Source organism: Mediterraneibacter sp. 210702-DFI.3.120, assembly GCF_020561005.1.
Lineage (GTDB): Bacteria > Bacillota > Clostridia > Lachnospirales > Lachnospiraceae > Mediterraneibacter > Mediterraneibacter faecis.
Window position 1 is genome coordinate 68,931 of record NZ_JAJCNG010000006.1, and the last position, 21,895, is coordinate 90,825.

Annotated in this window: 19 protein-coding genes and 1 pseudogene; 11 read left to right on the forward strand and 9 right to left on the reverse strand. The window is 41.6% G+C overall.

The features are described 5' to 3' along the window. Window positions 1–8: 8 nt before the first annotated feature. Window positions 9–1,508, forward strand: coding sequence for a glutamate synthase subunit beta (locus LI162_RS04925; RefSeq protein ID WP_226871210.1), 1,500 nt, complete (start codon window positions 9–11; stop codon window positions 1,506–1,508). A 334-nt stretch (window positions 1,509–1,842) separates the two neighbouring features. Further along, window positions 1,843–3,018: a C40 family peptidase gene (locus LI162_RS04930; RefSeq protein WP_227155893.1), complete on the forward strand. Its 1,176-nt coding sequence runs from the start codon at window positions 1,843–1,845 to the stop codon at window positions 3,016–3,018. Window positions 3,019–3,065: 47 nt separating this feature from the next. Here LI162_RS04930 and LI162_RS04935 read toward each other — a convergent pair whose 3' ends face one another. Beyond that, window positions 3,066–3,434, reverse strand: a complete 369-nt coding sequence (locus LI162_RS04935; protein WP_015528774.1) for a VOC family protein — start codon at window positions 3,432–3,434, stop codon at window positions 3,066–3,068. Window positions 3,435–3,745: 311 nt separating this feature from the next. Between LI162_RS04935 and LI162_RS04940 the strand changes: the two genes are divergently transcribed. Together LI162_RS04940 and LI162_RS04945 are read left to right on the forward strand one after the other, a co-directional pair. Continuing rightward, window positions 3,746–5,032, forward strand: coding sequence for an aminotransferase class I/II-fold pyridoxal phosphate-dependent enzyme (locus tag LI162_RS04940; RefSeq protein WP_055144859.1), 1,287 nt, complete (start codon window positions 3,746–3,748; stop codon window positions 5,030–5,032). 273 nt (window positions 5,033–5,305) lie between these two features. Further along, window positions 5,306–5,995, forward strand: coding sequence for an HAD family hydrolase (locus tag LI162_RS04945; protein ID WP_020436158.1), 690 nt, complete (start codon window positions 5,306–5,308; stop codon window positions 5,993–5,995). A gap of 98 nt (window positions 5,996–6,093) precedes the next feature. On the opposite strand, the gene asnA is transcribed toward LI162_RS04945, so the two are convergent. Beyond that, the gene (gene asnA / locus LI162_RS04950) at window positions 6,094–7,104 is read right to left on the reverse strand and encodes an aspartate--ammonia ligase (protein ID WP_020436157.1); all 1,011 of its coding nucleotides are present in this window, start codon (window positions 7,102–7,104) and stop codon (window positions 6,094–6,096) included. A gap of 194 nt (window positions 7,105–7,298) precedes the next feature. Between asnA and LI162_RS04955 the strand changes: the two genes are divergently transcribed. After that, window positions 7,299–8,354 (forward strand): transmembrane protein, encoded by a 1,056-nt coding sequence (locus tag LI162_RS04955; protein ID WP_020436156.1) that lies wholly within the window; start codon window positions 7,299–7,301, stop codon window positions 8,352–8,354. 69 nt (window positions 8,355–8,423) lie between these two features. Here LI162_RS04955 and LI162_RS04960 read toward each other — a convergent pair whose 3' ends face one another. From LI162_RS04960 to LI162_RS04970, 3 genes are all read right to left on the reverse strand, one after another. Further along, window positions 8,424–8,918, reverse strand: a complete 495-nt coding sequence (locus tag LI162_RS04960; RefSeq protein ID WP_015528779.1) for a 4Fe-4S binding protein — start codon at window positions 8,916–8,918, stop codon at window positions 8,424–8,426. Window positions 8,919–8,920: 2 nt separating this feature from the next. Beyond that, on the reverse strand, window positions 8,921–11,503 hold the full coding sequence (xdh, locus tag LI162_RS04965; RefSeq protein ID WP_227155895.1) for a selenium-dependent xanthine dehydrogenase: 2,583 nt from the start codon (window positions 11,501–11,503) through the stop codon (window positions 8,921–8,923). Window positions 11,504–11,793: 290 nt separating this feature from the next. Further along, window positions 11,794–12,975 (reverse strand): hypothetical protein, encoded by a 1,182-nt coding sequence (locus tag LI162_RS04970; protein ID WP_055144847.1) that lies wholly within the window; start codon window positions 12,973–12,975, stop codon window positions 11,794–11,796. Window positions 12,976–13,251: 276 nt separating this feature from the next. Between LI162_RS04970 and LI162_RS04975 the strand changes: the two genes are divergently transcribed. Then, complete coding sequence (locus LI162_RS04975; RefSeq protein ID WP_015528782.1) at window positions 13,252–13,566, forward strand: YerC/YecD family TrpR-related protein; 315 nt, start codon at window positions 13,252–13,254, stop codon at window positions 13,564–13,566. Between the two features lie 112 nt (window positions 13,567–13,678). Here the strand turns inward: LI162_RS04975 and LI162_RS04980 are convergent, their stop codons facing one another. Next, window positions 13,679–14,305, reverse strand: a complete 627-nt coding sequence (locus LI162_RS04980; protein WP_020436153.1) for a DUF1836 domain-containing protein — start codon at window positions 14,303–14,305, stop codon at window positions 13,679–13,681. Window positions 14,306–14,458: 153 nt separating this feature from the next. Between LI162_RS04980 and pcrA the strand changes: the two genes are divergently transcribed. The 5 genes from pcrA (at window position 14,459) to LI162_RS05005 (ending at window position 20,198) form a co-directional block, all read left to right on the forward strand. Then, window positions 14,459–16,765, forward strand: a complete 2,307-nt coding sequence (gene pcrA / locus LI162_RS04985) for a DNA helicase PcrA (RefSeq protein ID WP_227155897.1) — start codon at window positions 14,459–14,461, stop codon at window positions 16,763–16,765. A gap of 105 nt (window positions 16,766–16,870) precedes the next feature. Then, on the forward strand, window positions 16,871–17,113 hold the full coding sequence (locus tag LI162_RS04990; protein ID WP_015528785.1) for a hypothetical protein: 243 nt from the start codon (window positions 16,871–16,873) through the stop codon (window positions 17,111–17,113). 96 nt (window positions 17,114–17,209) lie between these two features. After that, window positions 17,210–18,580, forward strand: coding sequence for a 23S rRNA (uracil(1939)-C(5))-methyltransferase RlmD (gene rlmD / locus LI162_RS04995; RefSeq protein ID WP_227155899.1), 1,371 nt, complete (start codon window positions 17,210–17,212; stop codon window positions 18,578–18,580). Window positions 18,581–18,916: 336 nt separating this feature from the next. Beyond that, window positions 18,917–19,405 carry a Panacea domain-containing protein gene (locus tag LI162_RS05000; RefSeq protein WP_155203971.1) on the forward strand — a complete coding sequence of 163 codons (489 nt, stop codon included), beginning with the start codon at window positions 18,917–18,919 and terminating at the stop codon, window positions 19,403–19,405. After that, window positions 19,398–20,198: a hypothetical protein gene (locus LI162_RS05005; protein ID WP_155203969.1), complete on the forward strand. Its 801-nt coding sequence runs from the start codon at window positions 19,398–19,400 to the stop codon at window positions 20,196–20,198. Before LI162_RS05000 ends, LI162_RS05005 begins: the two co-directional genes overlap by 8 nt. 414 nt (window positions 20,199–20,612) lie before the next feature. On the opposite strand, the gene LI162_RS05010 is transcribed toward LI162_RS05005, so the two are convergent. The 3 genes and pseudogenes from LI162_RS05010 to LI162_RS05020 form a co-directional block, all read right to left on the reverse strand. Next, complete coding sequence (locus LI162_RS05010; protein WP_155203967.1) at window positions 20,613–20,801, reverse strand: hypothetical protein; 189 nt, start codon at window positions 20,799–20,801, stop codon at window positions 20,613–20,615. 15 nt (window positions 20,802–20,816) lie between these two features. After that, window positions 20,817–21,109 (reverse strand): annotated as a pseudogene (locus LI162_RS05015) (ssDNA-binding protein). Window positions 21,110–21,201: 92 nt separating this feature from the next. Then, the gene (locus tag LI162_RS05020; RefSeq protein ID WP_330582935.1) at window positions 21,202–21,870 is read right to left on the reverse strand and encodes a DUF2800 domain-containing protein; all 669 of its coding nucleotides are present in this window, start codon (window positions 21,868–21,870) and stop codon (window positions 21,202–21,204) included. Window positions 21,871–21,895: the final 25 nt, after the last annotated feature.

Sequence of the window (21,895 nt, forward strand, 5' to 3'; positions counted from 1 at the left end):
GCATAGAGATGGGAAAACCGACAGGATTTATGGATTATGAAAGACAGGATAAACCGGCAGAGAGCCCATTGGAACGCATCAAACATTTCAATGAGTTCCATACGCCTCTTAGCAAAGAAGAACAGGAGCTTCAGGGCGCACGCTGTATGGCGTGCGGAGTTCCGTTCTGTCAGTCTGGAAAGCCGCTTGCAGGAATGGCCAGTGGATGTCCACTGCACAACCTTGTGCCAGAGTGGAATGACTTGATTTACAATGGAAATTGGAAGGAAGCTTATTTACGTCTGAAAAAGACAAATAATTTTCCGGAATTTACTTCCCGTGTATGTCCGGCACTGTGTGAAAATGCATGTACCTGTGGACTGAATCAGGAAGCAGTTGCATCAAAAAGTAATGAATATGCAATTATTGAAAATGCATATGAGATGGGATATGCAAAGGCAAATCCACCGAAAGTGCGTACAGGAAAGAAAGTCGCAGTGATCGGTTCCGGTCCGTCCGGACTTGCGGCAGCAGATCTTCTGAACAGAAGAGGTCATCAGGTAACTGTTTTTGAACGTGAGGACAAACCGGGCGGATTGCTCCGCTACGGAATTCCGAATATGAAGCTGGAGAAACAGATTATCGACCGTAAGATTGCGATTATGGAAGAAGAGGGAATTATCTTCCAGACTGGATGTAATGTCGGAAAAGACGTGAAGGCGGCAGATATCTTGAAAGAATATGACCGCGTGATCCTTGCATGTGGAGCATCAAATCCAAGAGATATCAAAGCACCGGGAAGAGATGCACAGGGAATTTATTTTGCAGTAGATTTCCTGAAATCAACAACGAAAGCATTATGGGCAAATGACATGAAGCTTAAAACAGGAAGCTACATTTCTGCAAAAGGAAAAAATGTAATTGTAATCGGAGGTGGAGATACAGGAAATGACTGTGTCGGAACATCTATCCGTCATGGAGCAAAGAGCGTTCTCCAGCTGGAGATGATGCCGAAAGCACCGGACGAGAGGACACCGCTGAACCCATGGCCGGAGTGGCCAAGAGTCTGCAAGACAGATTATGGCCAGCAGGAAGCAATCGCTGTGTTTGGTTCTGATCCTCGCGTTTACACAACGACAGTGAAAGAATTCGTAAAAGACAAGAAAGGAAATCTCTGTAAGGCAGTTCTTATCAAGCTTGAGAGTAAGACAGATGAGAAGACCGGACGGAAAATGATGGTTCCGGTAGAAGGAAGCGAGTATACCGTAGATGCAGATCTTGTTCTGATCGCAGCTGGATTCCTTGGAAGTCAGGATTATGTAACAAAAGCATTCGGTGTAGAAGTGAATGAACGCACAAATGTAAAGACAGAGGCAGGAAAATATTCTACAAATGTGAAGGATGTATTCACAGCCGGGGATATGCACAGAGGACAGTCTCTTGTTGTATGGGCTATCCGTGAAGGTCGTGAAGTGGCAAGAGAAGTAGATGAAAGCCTGATGGGATATACAAACTTATATATTCAGTAGAAAATAAAAGATCATACAGTGAAACAGGAATCTGGAAAGTTTATCTAAGAATAAAGAGAACTTTCCAGATTTTTTGTTACAAAAATGTTACGAAAAAATGAAAAAAGTAAGGGAAACTATTGAAAATATTACATAAATACGCTATAATATTGAACGTAGAATGTAAATAAAATACCCTCTTGTTACGAGAAATATGTTGAAAAAACACAATAGATGTTGTATTATAACATATGAGTATGTGGAATTATAATGTAACTATTTACAATGAATTGTGATACGAAAAATTATAATGCATCACATGGGGGACTAGATAAAAATAAGGATAGGTGGAAAGATGAAGTTAAAAAAAGTAAGCAGTATGATTCTTGCAGTAACACTTGCATGTACAATGACTGTTACACCGGTACTTGCTGACGAGGTCAGTGATCTGAAGCAGAAGAAGCAGGAGACACAGAATCAGGTAAGTAATCTTCAGACACAGCTGAATTCACTTATGACCAAGATCTCTGATCTTGAGAATGATCTGATCGAAACAGGTGAGGAAATCTCTCAGACAGAGGAAGATCTGAAGACAGCGCAGGAGGAACAGGAACAGCAGTATGCAGCTATGAAGCTTCGTATTAAGTACATGTATGAAGAAGGAACAGGCACTGCTACAGTGGAGAAGGTACTGACATCCGGAGATATTTCCAGTGTACTGACACAGGCAGAATATTCCCAGCAGGTACATTCTTATGACAGAGATAAGCTCGAAGAGTATGTTGCGACAGTTCAGAAAGTAGAAGATCTTAAGACAACGCTTGAGACAAAGATGGCTGATCTGCAGGAGACACAGACAGAGTATGATGCGCAGAAGGATGAACTGAATACAACAATCACAGAGAAGAGTAGTGAAATCGCAAATCTCGATGTTAAGATTGATGCAGCTGTAAAGAAAGCAGCGGAAGAAGAAGCTAAGAGAAAGGCAGCAGAAGCAGCAGCAAAGAAAGCTGCCGAGGAAGCAGCTAAGAAGAATAACTCAAGCAGTAGTTCTTCTAATAGAAATAACTCAAGTAATAGTTCTTCCAGTAGTTCAAGCTCAAGTAGCTCAAGCTCAGGAAGTTCAAGCAGCTCAAGCAGTAGTTCTTCCAGCAGTTCAAGCTCAAGCAACTCAAGTTCTTCCTCATCAAGCCCAAGCTATAGTGCAGATAAGGGAAGCATTATTGTAAATGCAGCTTATTCACAGATCGGAGTTCCGTATGTATGGGGCGGATCCACACCGGGAGTTGGACTGGATTGTTCAGGACTTGTACAGTATTGCTACAGACAGGCAGGAATTTCAATTCCAAGAACAAGTGGAGATATTCTTGCAGCAGGAACAATCGTAAATGATCCACAGCCGGGAGATATTTGTTGGACACCGGGACATGTAGCGATTTACATTGGCGGCGGACAGATGATCGAAGCACAGCAGACAGGAGTACCGGTTAAGGTAAGTTCTGTACGTGTTACATATTATGTAAGATATTAGAACAAAAAAGGAATCAGTGATGCTGATTCCTTTTTTTAAAACTTTTTTTATTTGCCCGGTACAATTTCCAGCCAGTATCCGTCAGGATCTTCAATAAAATAAATTCCCATAGATGGATTTTCGAAGCAGATACATCCCATCTCTTTATGTTTTTTGTAAGCAGCATCGAAATCATCGACAGCAAATGCAAGATGGATCTCATTATCTCCCAGTTCATATGGTCGATCCATATCACGCAGCCAGGTGAGCTCTAAAAGATGCGGGGTCACACCGTCTGTGAGATATACAAGCTTAAAACTTTCGTCATCGGCAAGTTTTTCACGTTCTACTTTTAAATTCAGAGCTTTCTGGTAAAAATCCAGTGATTTTTCAAGATCATATACATTCAGGTTATTGTGTGCAAATGTAAAATTCATTTTATTACCTCCATAGAATCATAAGATTTTTATTCACAGTCAAGTGGAATGATGACTGGAATCTACTTTCTAAGGATATCACAGGAGGAGAGGAAAAATCAATAATGCATAGATAAAACCTGATGGGATAGAGTGATAACACAGAATACAGTGAAAAATGAATGAAAAACATTTTTGAAATGCAAAACATGTGGAAATAAAGCTGAAAAAAACAAGAAAATAAAAAAGAATGCAAGAACCCATTGACGAAACGTCAAAAATTATATACAATAACAAAAGTGAAAAAATAAAGAAAGTGGAGGATTCCTGCAATGACTGCATATAAAGATTTGAGCAAAGAAGAGTTATTGGAATTAAAGAGTGGCCTGGAGGCGCAGTTTGAAGAAGTGAAGGCAAAAGGTCTGAAACTGGATATGTCCAGAGGAAAACCGTCAGCAGACCAGCTGAATCTGTCAATGGGGATGATGGATACACTGACAAGTGGTGTTGATCTGACTTGTGAAGATGGTGTTGACTGCCGTAACTATGGCGGACTTGATGGAATTGATGAAGCAAAACAGCTTCTTGCAGATATGATGGAAGTTCCGAAAGATAACGTGATCATTTTCGGAAACTCAAGTCTGAATGTGATGTATGATACGGTAGCACGTGCAATGACACATGGTATCATGGGAAGTACTCCATGGTGTAAGCTTGATAAGGTAAAATTCTTATGTCCGGTTCCGGGATATGACAGACATTTCGCGATTACAGAGCATTTCGGAATTGAGATGATCAATGTACCGATGACATCAACAGGACCGGATATGGATATGGTTGAGAAACTTGTAAGCAGTGATCCGGCAATCAAAGGAATCTGGTGTGTACCGAAGTACTCTAACCCACAGGGAATCACATATTCTGATGAGACAGTGTTCCGTTTTGCGAACCTGAAGCCGGCAGCAGAAGATTTCCGTATCTTCTGGGATAATGCTTACTGTGTACATCATTTATATGAAGATAAACAGGATTATCTGATTGAGATTCTGATGGAGTGTAAGAAGGCAGGTAACCCGGATATGGTTTACAAGTTTTCTTCTACATCCAAGATCAGTTTCCCGGGATCAGGAATTGCAGCAATGGCAGCATCTGATGCGAACCTGGAGGATATCAGAAGCACAATGCGTGTGCAGACGATCGGACATGATAAGGTAAATCAGCTGCGTCATGTAAGATTCTTCGGAGATATTCACGGAATTGTAGAACATATGAAGAAACATGCAGATATCCTGCGTCCGAAGTTTGAGACTGTTCTTGAAGTTCTTGAAAGAGAACTTGGCGGACTTGAGATTGGATCCTGGATCGCGCCACGCGGAGGATATTTCATCTCCTTTGATGCGCTGGACGGATGTGCGAAGGCAATCGTTGCGAAGGCGAAAGAGGCAGGCGTTGTTATGACAGGAGCGGGAGCAACATTCCCTTATGGAAAAGATCCACATGACAGCAATATCCGTATTGCACCGTCTTATCCGACACCGGAAGAACTTGCAGTTGCCGCTGAAGTATTTGTATTGAGTGTAAAACTGGCAAGTGTTGATAAGATCCTTGAGACAAAATAAATAACAGCATTTTATAAAGACCTTTTGCAAGTGGTTGATCTGCCGGCAGAAGGTCTTTTTCTGATGGTTGACAGTTACTGTTCACTCCCGTGTCAATCACTCCGTTGATTGACACGGAGGATGCGTGTTTTGGCTTGAATGCATCTCGCCCATCGCCAAAGGCGATTTAAAATGGCGAGATGCGTTGCTGGTCACACATCGTGTGAACAGTAACGGTTGACATGCGTTTCCAGGGAGATTATAATGTAGTGCATAGCAGAAAAGAGGAATGACATGATAAAAGGTGTAATATTTGACGTAGATGGTGTCCTTCTCAATTCCATGCCTGTCTGGGAGAATCTTGGAGAATTGTATCTGGATCATTTGGGAATTGAGGCCGAGAAGAACCTGGGGGAGACATTATTTGAGATGAGCCTGGAGGAGGCGGCAGATTATCTGATCTCACATTATAACCTGGAGAAGACAGTGGAAGAGGTTGTACAGGGACTGAATAAAGAAGTGGAAGACTATTATGCAAAACGAGTTCCATTGAAAGAAGGGGTTCGTCAGTATCTGGAGGAATTCAGAGAGCGGAAGATTCCTATGGTGATCGCAACAACCGGTGACCGGAAGAATGCAGAAGCAGCTCTGAGCAGATTGAAGGTATTACCTTATTTTCAAGGAGTTTTTACAGCATCTGAGATCGGAAGCGGTAAGGATCAGCCGGATATTTATTTTGCAGCACTTTTGCAGCTGGATACGGAGCCGGAACAGACCTGGGTGTTTGAAGATACTTACCAGGCTTTGAGAACGGCAAAGCATGCGGGATTTAAGACAGTAGCAGTTTATGATAAGGCAAATGACAAGAATCTGGCGCAGATCTGGAATACGGCAGATATCTATTTGCCGGAATTTGATGATTTTAATGTTTTTTGGAACAGGGTGTCTGAGGAAGAGAAAGAACAGTTGCTGATTGTAGAATAAGAGGAGAATGAAAAAAGCAGATTCGAATTCAAAGGAGAGATGCTCCGGTAGAATTCGAATCTGCTTTTTATCATATAATTGGCTGGTCTGTCTTGTGTTTAGAGAAGGTGAATGCCGGCATCAGCAGCAGCTTCAACTACATTTTCAGGCCAGAGGGAAGACTGTACTTCACCGATATGAGCCTTTCTTAAGTAATACATACAGATACGGGACTGTCCAATACCGCCGCCGACTGTATATGGAAGCTCGCCGTTCAGCAGTGCCTTCTGGAATGGAAGTTCTGCACGATCTTCACATCCGGCTTCTTTGAGCTGTGCCTTTAATGAGTCTTCGTCAACACGGATTCCCATAGAAGAGAGTTCAAGACCGATGTCAAGAACCGGATAGTAAACGATAATGTCACCGTTCAGCTCCCAGTCATCATAGTCCGGAGCACGACCGTCATGTCTTTCGCCGGAAGCAAGTACGCCACCAATCTTGGAGATAAACACTGCGCCTTTTTCCTTCGCAATCGCTTTTTCACGTTCTTTGGTAGTAAGATCCGGATAAAGGTCTTCCAGCTCCTGTGTAGTGATGAAAAAGATATCATCAGGAAGAAGAGGATCGATATAGTTGTAACGTCTGGAAATGTATTCTTCTGTATCTTTCAGAGCCCGGTAGACTTTGCGGACAGTGTACTGAAGTGTCTCTGTGTTACGTTCTTCCTTAGAAATTACTTTTTCCCAGTCCCACTGGTCAACATACAGAGAATGGATGTTGTCTGTATCTTCATCACGACGTATCGCACTCATATCTGTGTAAAGCCCTTCGCCGGAATGGAAATTATAATTCTTCAATGCATATCTCTTCCATTTTGCAAGAGAATGAACGATCTCTGCAACAGAACCATCCTGTTCTTTGATGTCAAAGGAAACCGGACGTTCAACACCGTTTAAGTTATCATTCAGACCAGATTCCGGACGGACAAACAGTGGTGCTGACACTCGTGTCAGGTGGAGATTCTTTGCAAGAGCACGCTCGAAGTGGTCTTTCACTTCTTTGATGGCTACTTCTGTCTCACGAATTGTAAGAGGGGAATGATAGCCAGCAGGTATTCTTAACTGTTCCATAATAAACTCCTTTATGTTAGCATTTTATTGCTGTTCACAGTATTATGCGGTCAGCAATAGCATTTCTCTTCTATTTTAAGTGGAGAAGAATAAGAAGTCAATGGAAAGGTGAAATGAACACTTGTAATCAGTAAAAAAAATTGCTAAAATGAGCAGTAGTGAGTAATAAATAGTAAGGGACGAAGGTGTAAATAATGAATGTAAATGATATGATTGATACAATTCTGAATTTTGACCTGGATGTTGTTCTGGCTGGACTTAATGAAAGCAGTCACCATTTGAGTCAGATGGAATTTATTTCTCTGATCGTTATAATGGCCGGAGCGGTACTGTTATGTCTGACGGGGCTGAAACTGGTACGTTTCTGGTCTGTGATCGCAGGATTGTCAGCAGGATGCGCAGCCGGAATTGCGGTCGGAGCGATTGCAGATCTGGATCAGACAATCGCATTGGCGGCAGGAGCAGGTGTGGGACTTGTATTGGCGGTGCTTGGTGCATGGAAGAAGCAGATTGGTGGATTTGTGACAGTAGCGGTACTCGTCTTTGTTGTCAGTGTACATTTGATGAAACCACAGGATTTTATTATCTATGGAATCTGTGCGGGTATTGGTCTTGTGTGTGCATTGCTTTCTATTAAGTTTCATAACTTTATGCTGATTGCTTCTTCTTCTGTGTTTGGAGCAATGGCAGCGGGCAGCAGTATCTTTTATCTGCAGCCATATAAAAACGGAATGATCCATGTGGCACTTTGTGCTGCAATTGGTGCACTTAGTATCTGGATCCAGCTTCTTTTGGAATCCGGAAAACGTAAGAAAAAGAATTTACTTAAAGCCGCAGAGATCCGTGAAGAACATTCTACAGAAAATGAAGTCGAGAAGGCAAGGGCACTGGTTGAGAATCTGGATGATTTTGATGAGCTGGATGAGATTATAGAGAGTCTTCCGGAAAATGTCCTGAAAGAAGACAAGGGCACAACAGTTGTCAGCATGGATGAATTTGATGATCTTGAAGATGATCTGGAAGAGGATGAAGTGGAGAACTTTAAAGAAGAGAAGTTTGATGTAGACGAGGAAGATTGGGAGGAAGACGTCGAAATTGAAGTAACTGCTGATGAGGCAGATGCGACAGAGGATTATGATTTTGATGAAGATCCGGATGACTTAGATGACTTGAATGATCTGGAAAATCTGGATGATTTAGATTATCTTGATGACGATGATGATATCGAGTTTCTGGATGAAGATGAGTAGATAAAAAAGCTATCGATTACAATAACTTAACACATATCTGTGTTGTTATCGTAGTCGATAGCTTTTGTATTATCTTACTGCTGTAAATACTCCGCGGAGATCATGGATTACATGTCTTGGACATTTTACAGAGCACATTCCACAGCTTAAGCAGATGTCTTCCTGGATTACTGCGCAATTATCTTCTACATGAATTGCACCTGCAGTACATGTTTTTTCACAAATACCGCATCCAATACAACTGACTTCACACTGTTTACGTGCAACAGCTCCTTTTTCTTTGTTAGAGCATTTTACTACAATGTAGTTTGCACATTCGTGAATCTTGATCAGGTTCTGTGGACAGACTTTTGCACACTGTCCACAGGCAATACATTTTTCTTCGTCTACTTCGGCAACGCCATATTCATTCATGGAAATTGCGCCAAATTTACATTTTTCTATACAGGCTCCACATCCGATGCAGCCATCTTTGCATCCACCGTCTTCAGAGCCGGCTGCGCGGCAGCCACCGTTACAGGCAACCAGAGCTGCCCGGTAAGGAAATCTCTTTTTAATTGCCATGATTATTTCTTCCTTTCGTATGGTGTGTTAGAAAGAGGAAGGCTGTAGCGTCTTTCTCCGTCAAATCTGCAATATGCATCCGCGATTGCAGGAGCAGTAGGGATGGATGTGATCTCTCCGATACCGATTGCTCCACAGGCAACATCCAGACCAGGTTTATCAATAACGATTGCTTCAATCTCAGGAACTTCGTGAGAACGGAAAAGTCCTAAGGAACCATATTTGTCAATTGGTTTACAATTTTCATCGATTGGATACTGCTCTCTGAGTGCGAATCCCATAGACATTACAACACCGCCTTCAATCTGACCTTCGCAGGAAAGTGGGTTGACAGCTTTACCAACATCGTGTGCGGCAATCATTTTCTCAATCTTACCTGTCTTAGAATCAAGGATGCAGACCTGAGTTGCATATCCATAAGCAACGTGAGATATCGGATTAGGCACATCTGCACCAAGTGGATGAGTCTTAGCGAGATACTCTCCGTAGAAAGTTTCTCCAATCATATCTTTCATGGACTTACCGCTGTTTTTCGCTTCCATGAATTTTTCACATGCTCTGCGGCACGCTTCACCAGTTACAAGTGTCTGACGAGAACCGGAAGTTGTACCGGAATCAGGTGAAATCCATGTGTTGCTTCGCTCATAGACGATATCATCATGGGAAAGATCTGTATTTGTAACGATCATCTGTACAAGTACAGTACCAAGTCCCTGACCGATACAGGAAGCACCAGTGAAGATGTGAAGTTTTTCATCTTCTTCAACAATTAATTTTACACGTCCTGTATCCGGGATACCAACACCGACACCGGCATTTTTCATAGCACAACCAAGGCCAACAGCCTTACCGGCCGCAAGTGCAGCATCATACTCTTCTTTGACAGCTTCCAGTGTTTCTACAAGACCTGTAGAGTTATCTACAATCTGTCCGTTCGGAAGTACTTCGCCTGGGCGGATCGCATTGCGGTAATGAATCTCCCAAGGCGTAATGCCTACCTTGTCAGCCATCATGTTCAGAAGTGTCTCTGTTGCGAAACAAGTCTGTGTAACACCAAATCCGCGGAATGCTCCGGCAGGTGGGTTATTTGTATAGTAAGCAGTTCCTTCAATTTCAAAGTTTTCATAATGATAAGGTCCTGCTGCATGTGTACATGCACGTTCAAGAACCGGGCCACCAAGAGAAGCGAATGCACCTGTATCAGATTTAACAATCGCTTTTACACCCTGGATCACTCCATTCTCATCGCATCCCATTGTCATATCCATGTAGAATGGGTGACGTTTCGGATGAACAAGCAAGGATTCCGCTCTGGATAATTTCATCTTGATCGGTTTCTTTGTTACGTAAGTAAGCAATGCGCTTAAATGCTGAACAGTCATGTCCTCTTTACCACCGAAACCACCGCCGACTAATGCGTTCTGAACTTTTACTTTATCTGTTCCAAGCATAAGTGTAACTTCGTGCAATGTCTGGTGAGCGGACTGGTCTGTTGAATATACGAAAATGTCACCGTCTTCATCATAGAAAGAAACAGCACATTCCGGTTCAAGGAAAGCATGCTCAGTCCAAGGTGTCTCAAAGTGATGTGAGATCACGTACTTGGAATTCTTGATTGCTTCTTCCGCATTTCCGCGGCTGATGTGCTTATAAGCACATACGTTAGTCTCTTCTTCATCATAAACAAGAGGTGCATCCGGAGCAGCAGCTTCTTCCACTGTATGCACATGAGGAAGTACTTCATATTCAACTTTAATAAGTTTCTTTGCTTTTTCTACAGTTGCCATGTCAGTTGCAGCTACAAGGGCAATTGCATCTCCGAGATAATGTGTCAGTCCACCAACCGGAATCAGTGAATACTGATCATGTTTTAAGTGTCCGATCTTATTCTCCCCAGGAATATCATCGGCTGTTACAACCGCTTCTACGCCAGGCAGAGCCTCGGCAGCAGAGGTATCAATAGAAAGTACGCGAGCTCGTGGATATTTACTACGAAGAGCAGCGCCATAGAGCATTCCTTCCGGATAATAGTCATCCGGATATTTACCTGTTCCAAGCACTTTTTCTTCAACATCTATACGAGAAACACGGGAACCAAGAGTCCAGCTAGGATCTCCGTCATCTGGTAAAACTCCTTCTTTCAGAATCTTAGCTGCCAGACGTACCGCGTCCATGATCTTAACATATCCTGTACAGCGGCAATAGTTGTTGCGCAGCGCATAGCGAATCTCATCATCGGTTGGTTCCGGATTTACATCCAAAAGTGCTTTTGTGCACATAACCATACCAGGAATACAGAATCCGCACTGTACAGCGCCTGCCTTCCCGTAAGCATAAGTGTAAACTTTCTGTTCCCAATCAGAAAGCCCCTCGACTGTGATGACATTCTTTCCGGCCAATGAATCTGTGTCAGGTACGCAGGATTTGCAAGTCTGTCCATCAATGATAACAGTACAGGCTCCACAAGCGCCTTCGCTGCAACCATCCTTTGCAGAGGTAATGTGCAGTTCATCACGCAGGAACCGTAACAGTTTCTGATTCTTTGAAGGTGAGACTTCCTGACCATTTACTATAAATGATGCCATGTCAGTTACTCCTTTCTTTGTGACAAAATCCCCAAAGAAAAATCTTTGAGGAGTATATGTTTGTTGTGTATTTTTAATTATATAAAGATACCTATGGTTATATTTTATCACATATTCAACAAAAAGCAATAACTATTCTAAAAAAGTTTTTGACACCTAAAAAAAATTTAGATATATGATATGAAAAATGCATACCAGGACAAAAAAAGGGAAGTACCGCAAAATGATACTCCCTTGTAATTATCTTATATAAATTGTTCTTAGAAACCAAAAAGATTTACAACGCGATTTTAATTATCGTGTTCTTCTTCAAATGGATCGTCGTAATCATCTTCATCATCGTAATCATCTCCACCGCGGGAAGCAATTGCGAGAATCAGTGAAATAACAGCAAGTACACCACTTACACCGGCTAAAATCAGAAGCTCGAATTCATCTCCATGTTTCAGGAAAGCAAAAACAGCACTACCGATATAGACAATCATCGGGATAAGGAATGCAAAAAGTGTATCACGGTTATTCATGATGAAGTATAACAGTGCAGTGACAAGCATACAAAGAGCAACAATGACATAATTCATGCCAGGAGCAGAAGTTACGTCAGCTCCTGATGTGCTGAGTCCTGTTACGAAACCTTTATAAATACAGAAACCAAATGCAAGCAGGGAAATGATTCCAAGGATGATGCGTCCAGGTCTGAAACGTGGATATTCGTCTACGTATTCATATTCATCATCATCTTCATCATCAGAGGATTTCTCATCATCATAGTCATCCATTTTTCTGGATTTTACATCTTCTTTTGCTTTCGCAGTTTCGGCTTCCTCTTTCTTTTTCTTCTTGGCAGCTTTACTGTCAGGGTCAGTTGCAAGCATATCTTCGTATCCCTTGCGAACTGCTTTTTCACGCTTATCACGGATTTCTTCCGCTGGAATGTTCCCATATTTCTGCTCTTCGGAATTATCAGTGGCAGTGGCATCAGTGGCAGCTTTCTGTGCAGCGGCTTTGCGGGCTCTGGCTCTCTCCTTAAGAATACGTTCAGCTTCTTCTTCTGAAATCCCTTTGTCAGCAGCAAGGCGGGCAATCGCTTCTTTGCGGGCGCGGGCTTTTGCTTCTCTGCGGGCAGCTCGTTTCTCTTCAGCGGCACGGGCGGCGGCATCAGCTTTCGCTTTTTCTTCAGCAGCGCGGGCGGCAGCTTCAGCTTTCGCTTTTTCTTCAGCAGCACGGGCGGCAGCTTCAGCTTTTGCTTTCTCTTCGGCGGCACGAGCCTCAGCCTCAGCTTTTGCTTTCTCTTCTGCGGCTTTCTTGGCAGCGATCTTCTTTGCACGTTGTTTATCAAGGTTCCATTGCTTTTTACAGCTATGGCAGATTGCATATTCATTAAAGATTGGATCCCCGTTTTCGCTGGTGCCAATCTGCTTATTCTGCAAATCCAGGTCTTTTCCACATATTGGGCACTTCATATTAATCATGTACTCCTCTCTTTTGTATCAAAATATTTATAACAGATTTATTATAGCATCTTAAAAGAGGAAGAACAACGAAAAAAGTGTGTTTTACATAAAATGTTTTAGAAAAAAATCAAAATTGTGCAAGAATTTAGTTTAAATTCATAAGAAATGGTGGACTTTAAAAATTTAATGTGTTAAAATCAAAAAGTGGCCTGAGAAGGCAAAAGGTATTGTTATGGTTTATGGTATGCCGTAGGCCATCATATAATTAGCCGGTTGAGAAGGAGATTGTTTCGTATGAGTAAGAAGATCAGAACCGAGGCAGTAGATTATTTGTTTCAGGCAATCTTAAGCCTTGAGAATAAAGAAGAGTGTTATACATTTTTTGAAGACATCTGTACGATCAATGAGCTGCTTTCATTGTCACAGAGATTTGAAGTGGCAAGAATGCTCCGTGAACAGAAGACATATCTGGAGATCGCGGAGAAGACAGGAGCATCCACTGCGACAATCAGTCGTGTGAACCGTTCTCTTAATTATGGGAATGACGGATATGATATGGTTTTCAAACGTGTAGGGCTTGCTGAGGAAGAGAATGGAACGGAAGAATAACACTTAAGAATTAAGCTTACAATAAAATACCTTTTATCAATCAAAAGATACAGCTTGCGGAAGATCCTGATAAAGTCTTTCGCAGGCTGTATCTTGTTTTAAACAGAAATGTTTATTTCCCTTTCTTTTTCTCTTCGTTTTTTGAAGACTTGGAAGAGAGGTCATCAATGATTCGTTCAATGATCATTTTCTTGATATATACATCAAAACTCAAGCTGCATATAAATGCAAACTGCTGTAAGATCTCCTTATCTTCGCCATCAGCAAGATGAGTGAAAGTCTCAGCAGATTTCTCATAAGTAGCAGTTACATTCTCTTTGATGGAATCCAGCTGTTCTTTTTCAATCTTGCAGACTTCTTTGTAAATATCCGCTAATTCAAAAGAGCTTCCATCCGGAAAATATTTCTCTGTGAGCGGTGCAAGAACTGTCTCAATATCTTTGATTGAAAGGATATTTTTAAAATAATAAATGAAGACCAGAAGGAGCAGGTGCTCTCTGGAATACTTCTTCTTCACCGGGGGTGGAAGAAGATTGTTCTTCGTATAATTATTGATCATGGTCTTTGTCAGGATCTTATCATCAGGGTAACGTTTGGTCGAAGCCAGCTGCTCATCCATAAAAGTAGTTACTTGATCCATGTAAAGATTAATATTCGGAACATCGCCGGGATGCACATAGCTTAAAGAAGAAAGTTCTTCTAAAATGCTGTTTAACAGATTACTTGTGTCTATATTCATGTTATCACCTCAATACATTTATTATATAGTATTTAAAACTAGATAGCAAGCAAAAGATAAGAAGGCCGGAAAATGTAGTTGACAAACAGGAACGTGTGTTTGATAATGGGAATACATTTACAGATATCTTTATAACTTTAAAGGAGTGGAAAGATGAGCATTTATGATAAATTAAATGAACCGCAGAGAGAGGCTGTTTACCACACGGACGGCCCTCTTCTGATCCTTGCCGGAGCCGGTTCAGGAAAAACAAGAGTTCTGACGCACAGGATCGCATATCTGATCGGAGAACGTGGCGTGGACGCATGGAATATTCTTGCAATCACATTTACGAACAAAGCGGCAGAAGAGATGCGCCAACGTGTGGATAATCTTGTCGGTTTTGGAGCAGAAAGTGTATGGGTGAGCACATTTCATTCTGCATGTGTGCGTATTTTGAGAAGATTTATTGACAGATTAGGGTATGAGAATCATTTTACTATATATGATACGGACGATCAGAAGACATTAATTAAGGAAGTCTGTCGGAAAGTAGATGTGGATACGAAAGTGTTTAAAGAAAGAAGTCTGCTTTCAGCAATTTCATCTGCAAAGAATGAGATGATCCTTCCGGATGAATTTGAACTGAATGCCGGAGGAGACTTCGCAAAGATGAAGATTGCCAAGGTTTACCGTGAGTATGAGGCGCAGATGAGAGCGAATAATGCACTGGATTTTGATGATCTGCTTGTAAAGACAGTACAGCTTTTGCAGACACAGCCGGATGTGCTTGAGAGTTATCAGGAAAGATTCCGCTATATTATGGTAGATGAATATCAGGATACAAATACAGTCCAGTTTCAGCTGGTAAGCCTTCTTGCAGGAAAATATAAGAATCTTTGTGTCGTTGGAGATGATGACCAGTCAATCTACAAGTTCCGTGGAGCGAATATCCGGAATATTCTTGACTTTGAGCATGAATTTCCGGATGCAAAGGTGATCAAACTGGAGCAGAACTACAGATCTACAGGGAATATTCTGAATGCAGCGAACAGTGTGATCGCGAATAACCGCGGAAGAAAGGAAAAATCACTTTGGACGGAGAACGGAGAAGGTGAACTGATCCGTCTGCGTCAGTTTGATACTGCATTTGATGAGGCGGATTTCATAGGCGAAGATATCAAAAGTGCTGTCAGACAGGGAGGTTCCTATAATGACAGTGCAGTTCTTTATCGTACGAATGCACAATCCCGTCTGCTGGAAGAGAAATTTATTGCTATGAATATTCCTTATAAGATTGTCGGCGGTGTAAATTTCTATGCGAGAAGAGAGATTAAGGATCTTCTTGCTTATCTCAAGACAATCGACAATGGACGTGATGATGTTGCGGTTAGAAGAATCATTAATGTCCCAAAGAGAGGAATCGGTCTTACAACAATTAACCGGATTCAGGAGTCTGCAACAGAACGTGGAATTGGTTTTTATGAGGCATTACTGGCACCGGAGCTGATCGCAGGAGTGGGAAGAAGTGCAACAAAACTGGACTCTTTTGCGGCATTGATCGAGTATTTTAAGACGTTGGCAGAAGAGATGAACATCACAGATCTTTTACAGGAAGTGATTGAGAAGACAGGATATATAGAAAGCCTTGAAAATGAAGATAAAGAAGAGGCGAAAACAAGAAAAGAGAATATAGACGAGCTGATCAGTAAAGCGGCAACTTATGAGGAAAGTTGTCAGGATAAAGATGAAAAGGCAACATTGAGCGGATTCCTTGAAGAAGTTGCTTTGGTTGCGGATATTGACAGTCTGGATGAAGACCAGGAATATGTTGTTCTGATGACTTTACATAGTGCAAAGGGACTTGAATTTCCACGTGTTTATCTTGCAGGGATGGAAGATGGGCTTTTCCCGGGATATATGAGTATTAATGCAGGAGACAGAGAAGAACTGGAAGAAGAGCGGAGACTTTGTTATGTTGGAATCACAAGGGCAGAGCAGGAACTGACTTTGACAAGTGCGCGCAGAAGAATGGTGCACGGTGAGACACAGTACAATCCGATGTCAAGATTTGTGAAAGAGATCCCGAGGGAACTGCTTGATACAGGAAACAAGAAGTTTACCCAGGAGACGGAGATGCCAGCACAGCAGAATACATATGCACGTGCCAGGGAAGCGTTCAGGGCACAGGCATTTGGAGGAACATTTGGTGGAATGACACCTGCGAAGAATCAGGGGACAGGTAAGCCACTTACAGGAAATCAGGCACTGGCATCCTTGCAGAAAGGCAGTCAGCTGGCAGCAGGTGGAAATGGTCCACTTGGATATGAGGCCGGAGACCGTGTGCGTCATGTGAAGTTTGGGGAAGGAACTGTAACTGAGATCAAAGAAGGCGGAAGAGATCACGAGGTTACGATTGAATTTGACAGTGTCGGAACACGTAAGATGTTTGCCAAATTTGCCAAGCTTGTAAAGGTATGAGAAAGTTATAAAAAAATGATAAATCAGTAGTAATATGAATCGTCAGGTGTTATAATAAACACAGATTATCTGTCACCGCAAAAGGTGAAGAAAGGACGTGTTAATATGAACAAGAGAATAGAAGACATCATTGCAGAAACAAGATTGAACGAGATTCTTCATAAGAATGAGGCTGAGAAGCAGAAGAATACAGTAATCTGGACACTGGCTATCATCGGAGCAGTAGCAGCAGTAGCTGCAATCGCTTATGCAGTATATCGTTTCGTATCACCGGATTATCTTGATGATTTTGAAGATGATTTTGATGACGATTTTGATGATTACTTCAGCGAGGATGATCAGGTATAATTCTTGAGTGAATTGCAAAAGTGCAGACAGGGTGAGAGAAGAAACCATCCTGTCTGTTTTTCTGTTAAAATAGATTAGAATTGATAGGAGATTAGGATGAAAAAAGGTCAGATCTACGAGGGGATTATTGAACGTGTAGATTTCCCAAACAAGGGGATTGTATTTGTTCCGGAGGAAGAACAGTATGTTACTGTGAAAAATGGGATTCCGGGACAGAAGATCCGTTTTATGATAAATAAATTTAAAAGAGGAAATGCAGAAGGAAGACTTCTTGAAGTGTTGGAGAAATCTCCATTAGAGACAAGAGAGCCGGTCTGTAGTATCTTTCCGGCCTGTGGTGGCTGTATGTATCAGACGATGCCATACGAAGAACAGGTGAAGATGAAAGAAGGGCAGATCCGCAGGATTATGGATCCGGTAGTAAAGGGCGAGTATCTTTTTGAGGGTGTGAAGCACAGCCCGAAGGAATTTCATTACCGTAACAAGATGGAATTCTCTTTCGGAGACGAATTCAAAGACGGTCCGTTATCTCTCGGTCTTCATAAAAAAGGAAGTACTTATGATGTACTGACAGCAGGAGACTGTCAGCTTGTCCATGAAGATATGGATAAGATTCTTCTTTGTGTGCTTAATTATTTCAAAGAAAGAAATGTAAGTTATTATAAGAAAATGCAGCATGTCGGTTATCTTCGCCATCTTCTTCTGAGACGAGGCGATACAACAGGCGAGATTCTTGTGAATCTTGTAACGACAACGCAGGAAGAATATGACTTGACTCCATTAGTAGAAGAACTTCTGGCATTAGAATTAGAAGGAAAGATTGTTGGAATCCTTCATATATTGAATGACTCTCTGTCCGATGTCGTGAAGAGTGATGAGACAAGAATTCTTTATGGACAGGACTTCTTTTACGAGAAGCTTCTCGGACTGGAATTCAAGATTACACCATTTTCATTTTTTCAGCCGAACTCCAAAGGGGCAGAAGTACTTTATGAAACAGTAAGAGAATATATCGGAGATATCGATAATCAGGTTGTATTTGATCTGTTCAGCGGAACAGGAACAATTGGTCAGGTACTTGCTCCGGTTGCGAAGAAAGTGATCGGTGTCGAGATTATTGAAGAAGCAGTCGAGGCGGCAAAAGAAAATGCTGTCCGAAATGGACTTTCCAATTGTAAATTCATTGCAGGCGATGTGTTTAAAGTGCTTGATGAGATTGAAGAGAAGCCGGATGTGATCGTACTGGATCCGCCGAGAGACGGAATCCATCCGAAGGCACTTCCGAAGATCTTGAATTATGGGGTGGATAAGATTGTATATATTTCCTGTAAGATGACCAGTCTGGCACGTGATCTGGAGATGATGCAGCTGGCGGGATATCGTGTGGAGAAGATGACGGCGGTGGATCAGTTTTGTGAGACGGTGCATGTCGAGACCGTCTGTTTGCTGTCAAGGAAAGATAAATAATAGCCAAAAAGTGGCGTATTTCCGGGCTTTTTGCGAAGTGAGCATCATCAGAGAAGCCTTGCGAAAAGCTCGGTTTTCTTGTATGGAAACATATCTATTTTTCGGTCTGATTGGAGAAAAAGTGGATGGTCGAAAAAATGCGGTAGGATTTAGGCTGTGGATTAGATGTCATAGGTTGTGGCACTAGGATTGTTGTTAGAACCGACCGCAGTTTAAGACACTCGATATTAAGAGGCAGACTTGGCAGTGGAATGGATAATGATAAAATTTTCAAAAAGTTCACCAAAAATATAATAATAGTGATATAATATATATTTACATAGGAAGGAGGTTGATATGATGAGCTATAAGGTTTTAGATGTTTGTCGTCATGTAATTAATTATAGCAATGAGCATGACTATGGAATTTCAAATTTAAAACTTCAAAAAGTGCTTTATTTTATTCAGGCTTATTTTCTGACAAAAAAGAAAGACCACACGCCTTGTTTTGATGAGAAGATTGAAGCATGGGACTTTGGACCTGTTGTGCCAGAAGCATACCATGAGTATAAGCAGTATGGAAGTGGGGATATACCTGCAATAGAATCATATATTATGTTCGATGAAAATGATATATGGAACTCTAAAAGGATTGAATTTGAGGATACAACCATTGTGGATGAGGATAAAGCTCTTATTGATAAAGTTATAGACAAGTTTGCAGATTACTCAGCAACAGATCTTGTATCATTGACTCATAGACAATCGCCATGGATTGACGCGTATGTGCCATACCAAAATAACGAGATTACAATCAATGCAATAAGGGAGTATTTTAATGGCTGATGATAATTTGGATGTATTGCTCCGGACAACAGACAATACAACAATGTCATTGGAGCAGTCAAAAAAATTCAATAATACTAAAAGGAAGATCAATGGAATTTGCAAGGCATTGTCCATGAATACTCAGAAGTATGACCCGCAGAAAACAGTTGAAAATATATCTGCATATATTACATCAACAAATAAATTGGATAGGATTCTATATTCAGAGATAAGCAATTATGTCTATTCATTAGAAATGTCTGAGAGAGGAATCTTTGCTACAAACTTGGAAAAACTGTTGCTTTATTCACTTGATGACAATAATGAGGTAAGTGAAGATTGTAAAAAAATGATTGTGAAGATTTATGACCATTTTCAATTGGCTCTGCATCAGATTGAAAATGTTAATAATATTTTTGCAGATAGCATTGAAGAAGCAAAAGAAAATCTGCAAAAGCAGATAAAAGGTGTTGAAAAAGAATACATCTCTATACTTGGTATTTTTGCTGCAATTGTACTTGCTTTTGTTGGGGGTATTACATTTTCAACCTCAGTTTTGCAAAATATTTCTGCGGTTAGTGTTTTTCGATTGTTGTTGGTTGTTGACTTCTTAGCATTTGTTCTTATCAATGTAATTTATATTTTGGTTAAATTCATTTTTACTATAAATGAGAAGAATGCAAAGCTGTTCAATATTAAGGCATTGAATATTGCGTGTTTGGTTATTGCTATAATTATTGTGATTTCATGGATGTTCAATGCTAATCAGATTCCATATTTTATTTCAGAATTTTTACCTTGGGGTAAATAACAGACAACCCTCCCGGCCATCATGGTCAGGAGGGTTTCGTGCATCTATGGAACTCATGCATCTACATCAATGCTGACTGTATGTATCAATATCAATGCTAAGTGTTTTCATGAGATTGTCCTTTCTATAAAACAGGCAGCAGAGAAATCCCTGCCGCCGGGTGCTACTGTTTATCTTTATTGGATTTGTATTTATTGATGTCACGGCGGATATGGTATACCGCATAGCGGATAAGATAAAGAATAATTTTCCCTACGTTATAAATGATGAAGCTATATACTGCTACAAAAAAGGTGTATGCGATGACATTAGCAATAAATAGATTTAAGATTTCTGCAAATTCATTCGTAGATTATCTCCTTTTGTTGAAAGATGTGCTGACGGCAGTAAAACCACCGCTAGCAGGTTGATAGATTACTTAAAGTTCTTCGTGCGTTTTTCATGGTATTCGAGGTCACGCTTGTCCTTTTCCTGCTCACGCTTTTCGTGTTTGTGGTCATTGATGATACTCTGAACCATAGAGATGGCAGCAGCAAGGCCAACACACGCGAAGCAGCCGATATAGATGTTTACAAGAATTGTGCTAATCATAATTGTTTCCATAGTTTGTCACCTCCGTTAGTTAAGAAAATCATCGTCGTCATCAGTTGCAAAGTCAGATTCAGCAAAAGCCTTACCACCAAGAGGCTCACCATCACAAATTTTCTGTAGATTGTTAAGACCTCAGTCTCGATAGCAGCTTCAATCTTTGTGACAGTCTTGGCGTCAGATTTTGGGATGATCAGGCTGATACTGTACTTCGGAGTGCCACCGTTGATGGATTTCGGTTCCCAGACGTTGACGTAGCTCCAGCGTGTGTTAGGACCAGTGATAACCTTCATGGGATTTGTCATTTTTGCATTTTTACTCATTGTCATATTTCTCCATAAAATCATTTTTGGCTGTGTTCATTGCCGGGCACTTATCACTCTCCGGCACAAGAGTAGGTTTGCCTTGTGGCTTTTCAATATAGGCTGCAAGCACACAGGAAGTTTCCATCACCGGCAAAGGCAAGGTCTGCGGTAGGCTTCAGAACTTCATCGGCCCACAGATAAAGAGCATCTTTGCTGATCTCGTAGGTAGAAATGTTCTGGCGTCTGGGCTGATAGATGGTCATGCTGATCGTATTGATGTCGTAGATGTTATCGAAGAGTTCCAGTGCGCCAAGGGCGTAGCACTTTATCTGCGGATTGTCCTCAGCGGATACGAGGATTCCAAGACCATGTTTGTAGTCAATTACATGCATGGTGCCGTCGCTGATGAGAATGGCATCCGAGGTTCTGAAGCCCTGTTCCACCCAGCGAGAGAAGTCCACTCGCTGTTCAATCAGAACAACCGGGTCGGAGCAGGTCTGTTTGGCCTCTTCCAAAAGCTCCATGATGAAGCAGGCATACCCGGTGGCACAGTCCTCCATTTCAGCGTTATACCAGTCGAGATTCTTGGTAGGATCTGTAGCTTTCATGCCGAGTGCTTTGCGGAGCTTGTACTCACAAAGAGAGTGGGCGTCGGTGCCTTCTGCAGCATAATCACTACCTTTATCCTCGTAGGTTTCGCAGAGCCTTGTTGACGGTGGGCAGTGGAGCCAGCGGTCAGACGAGGATGCGGAGAGGATTGCATGTCCCTTAGGTGGCATATTAGAGCACCTCCGCTTCCCTGAG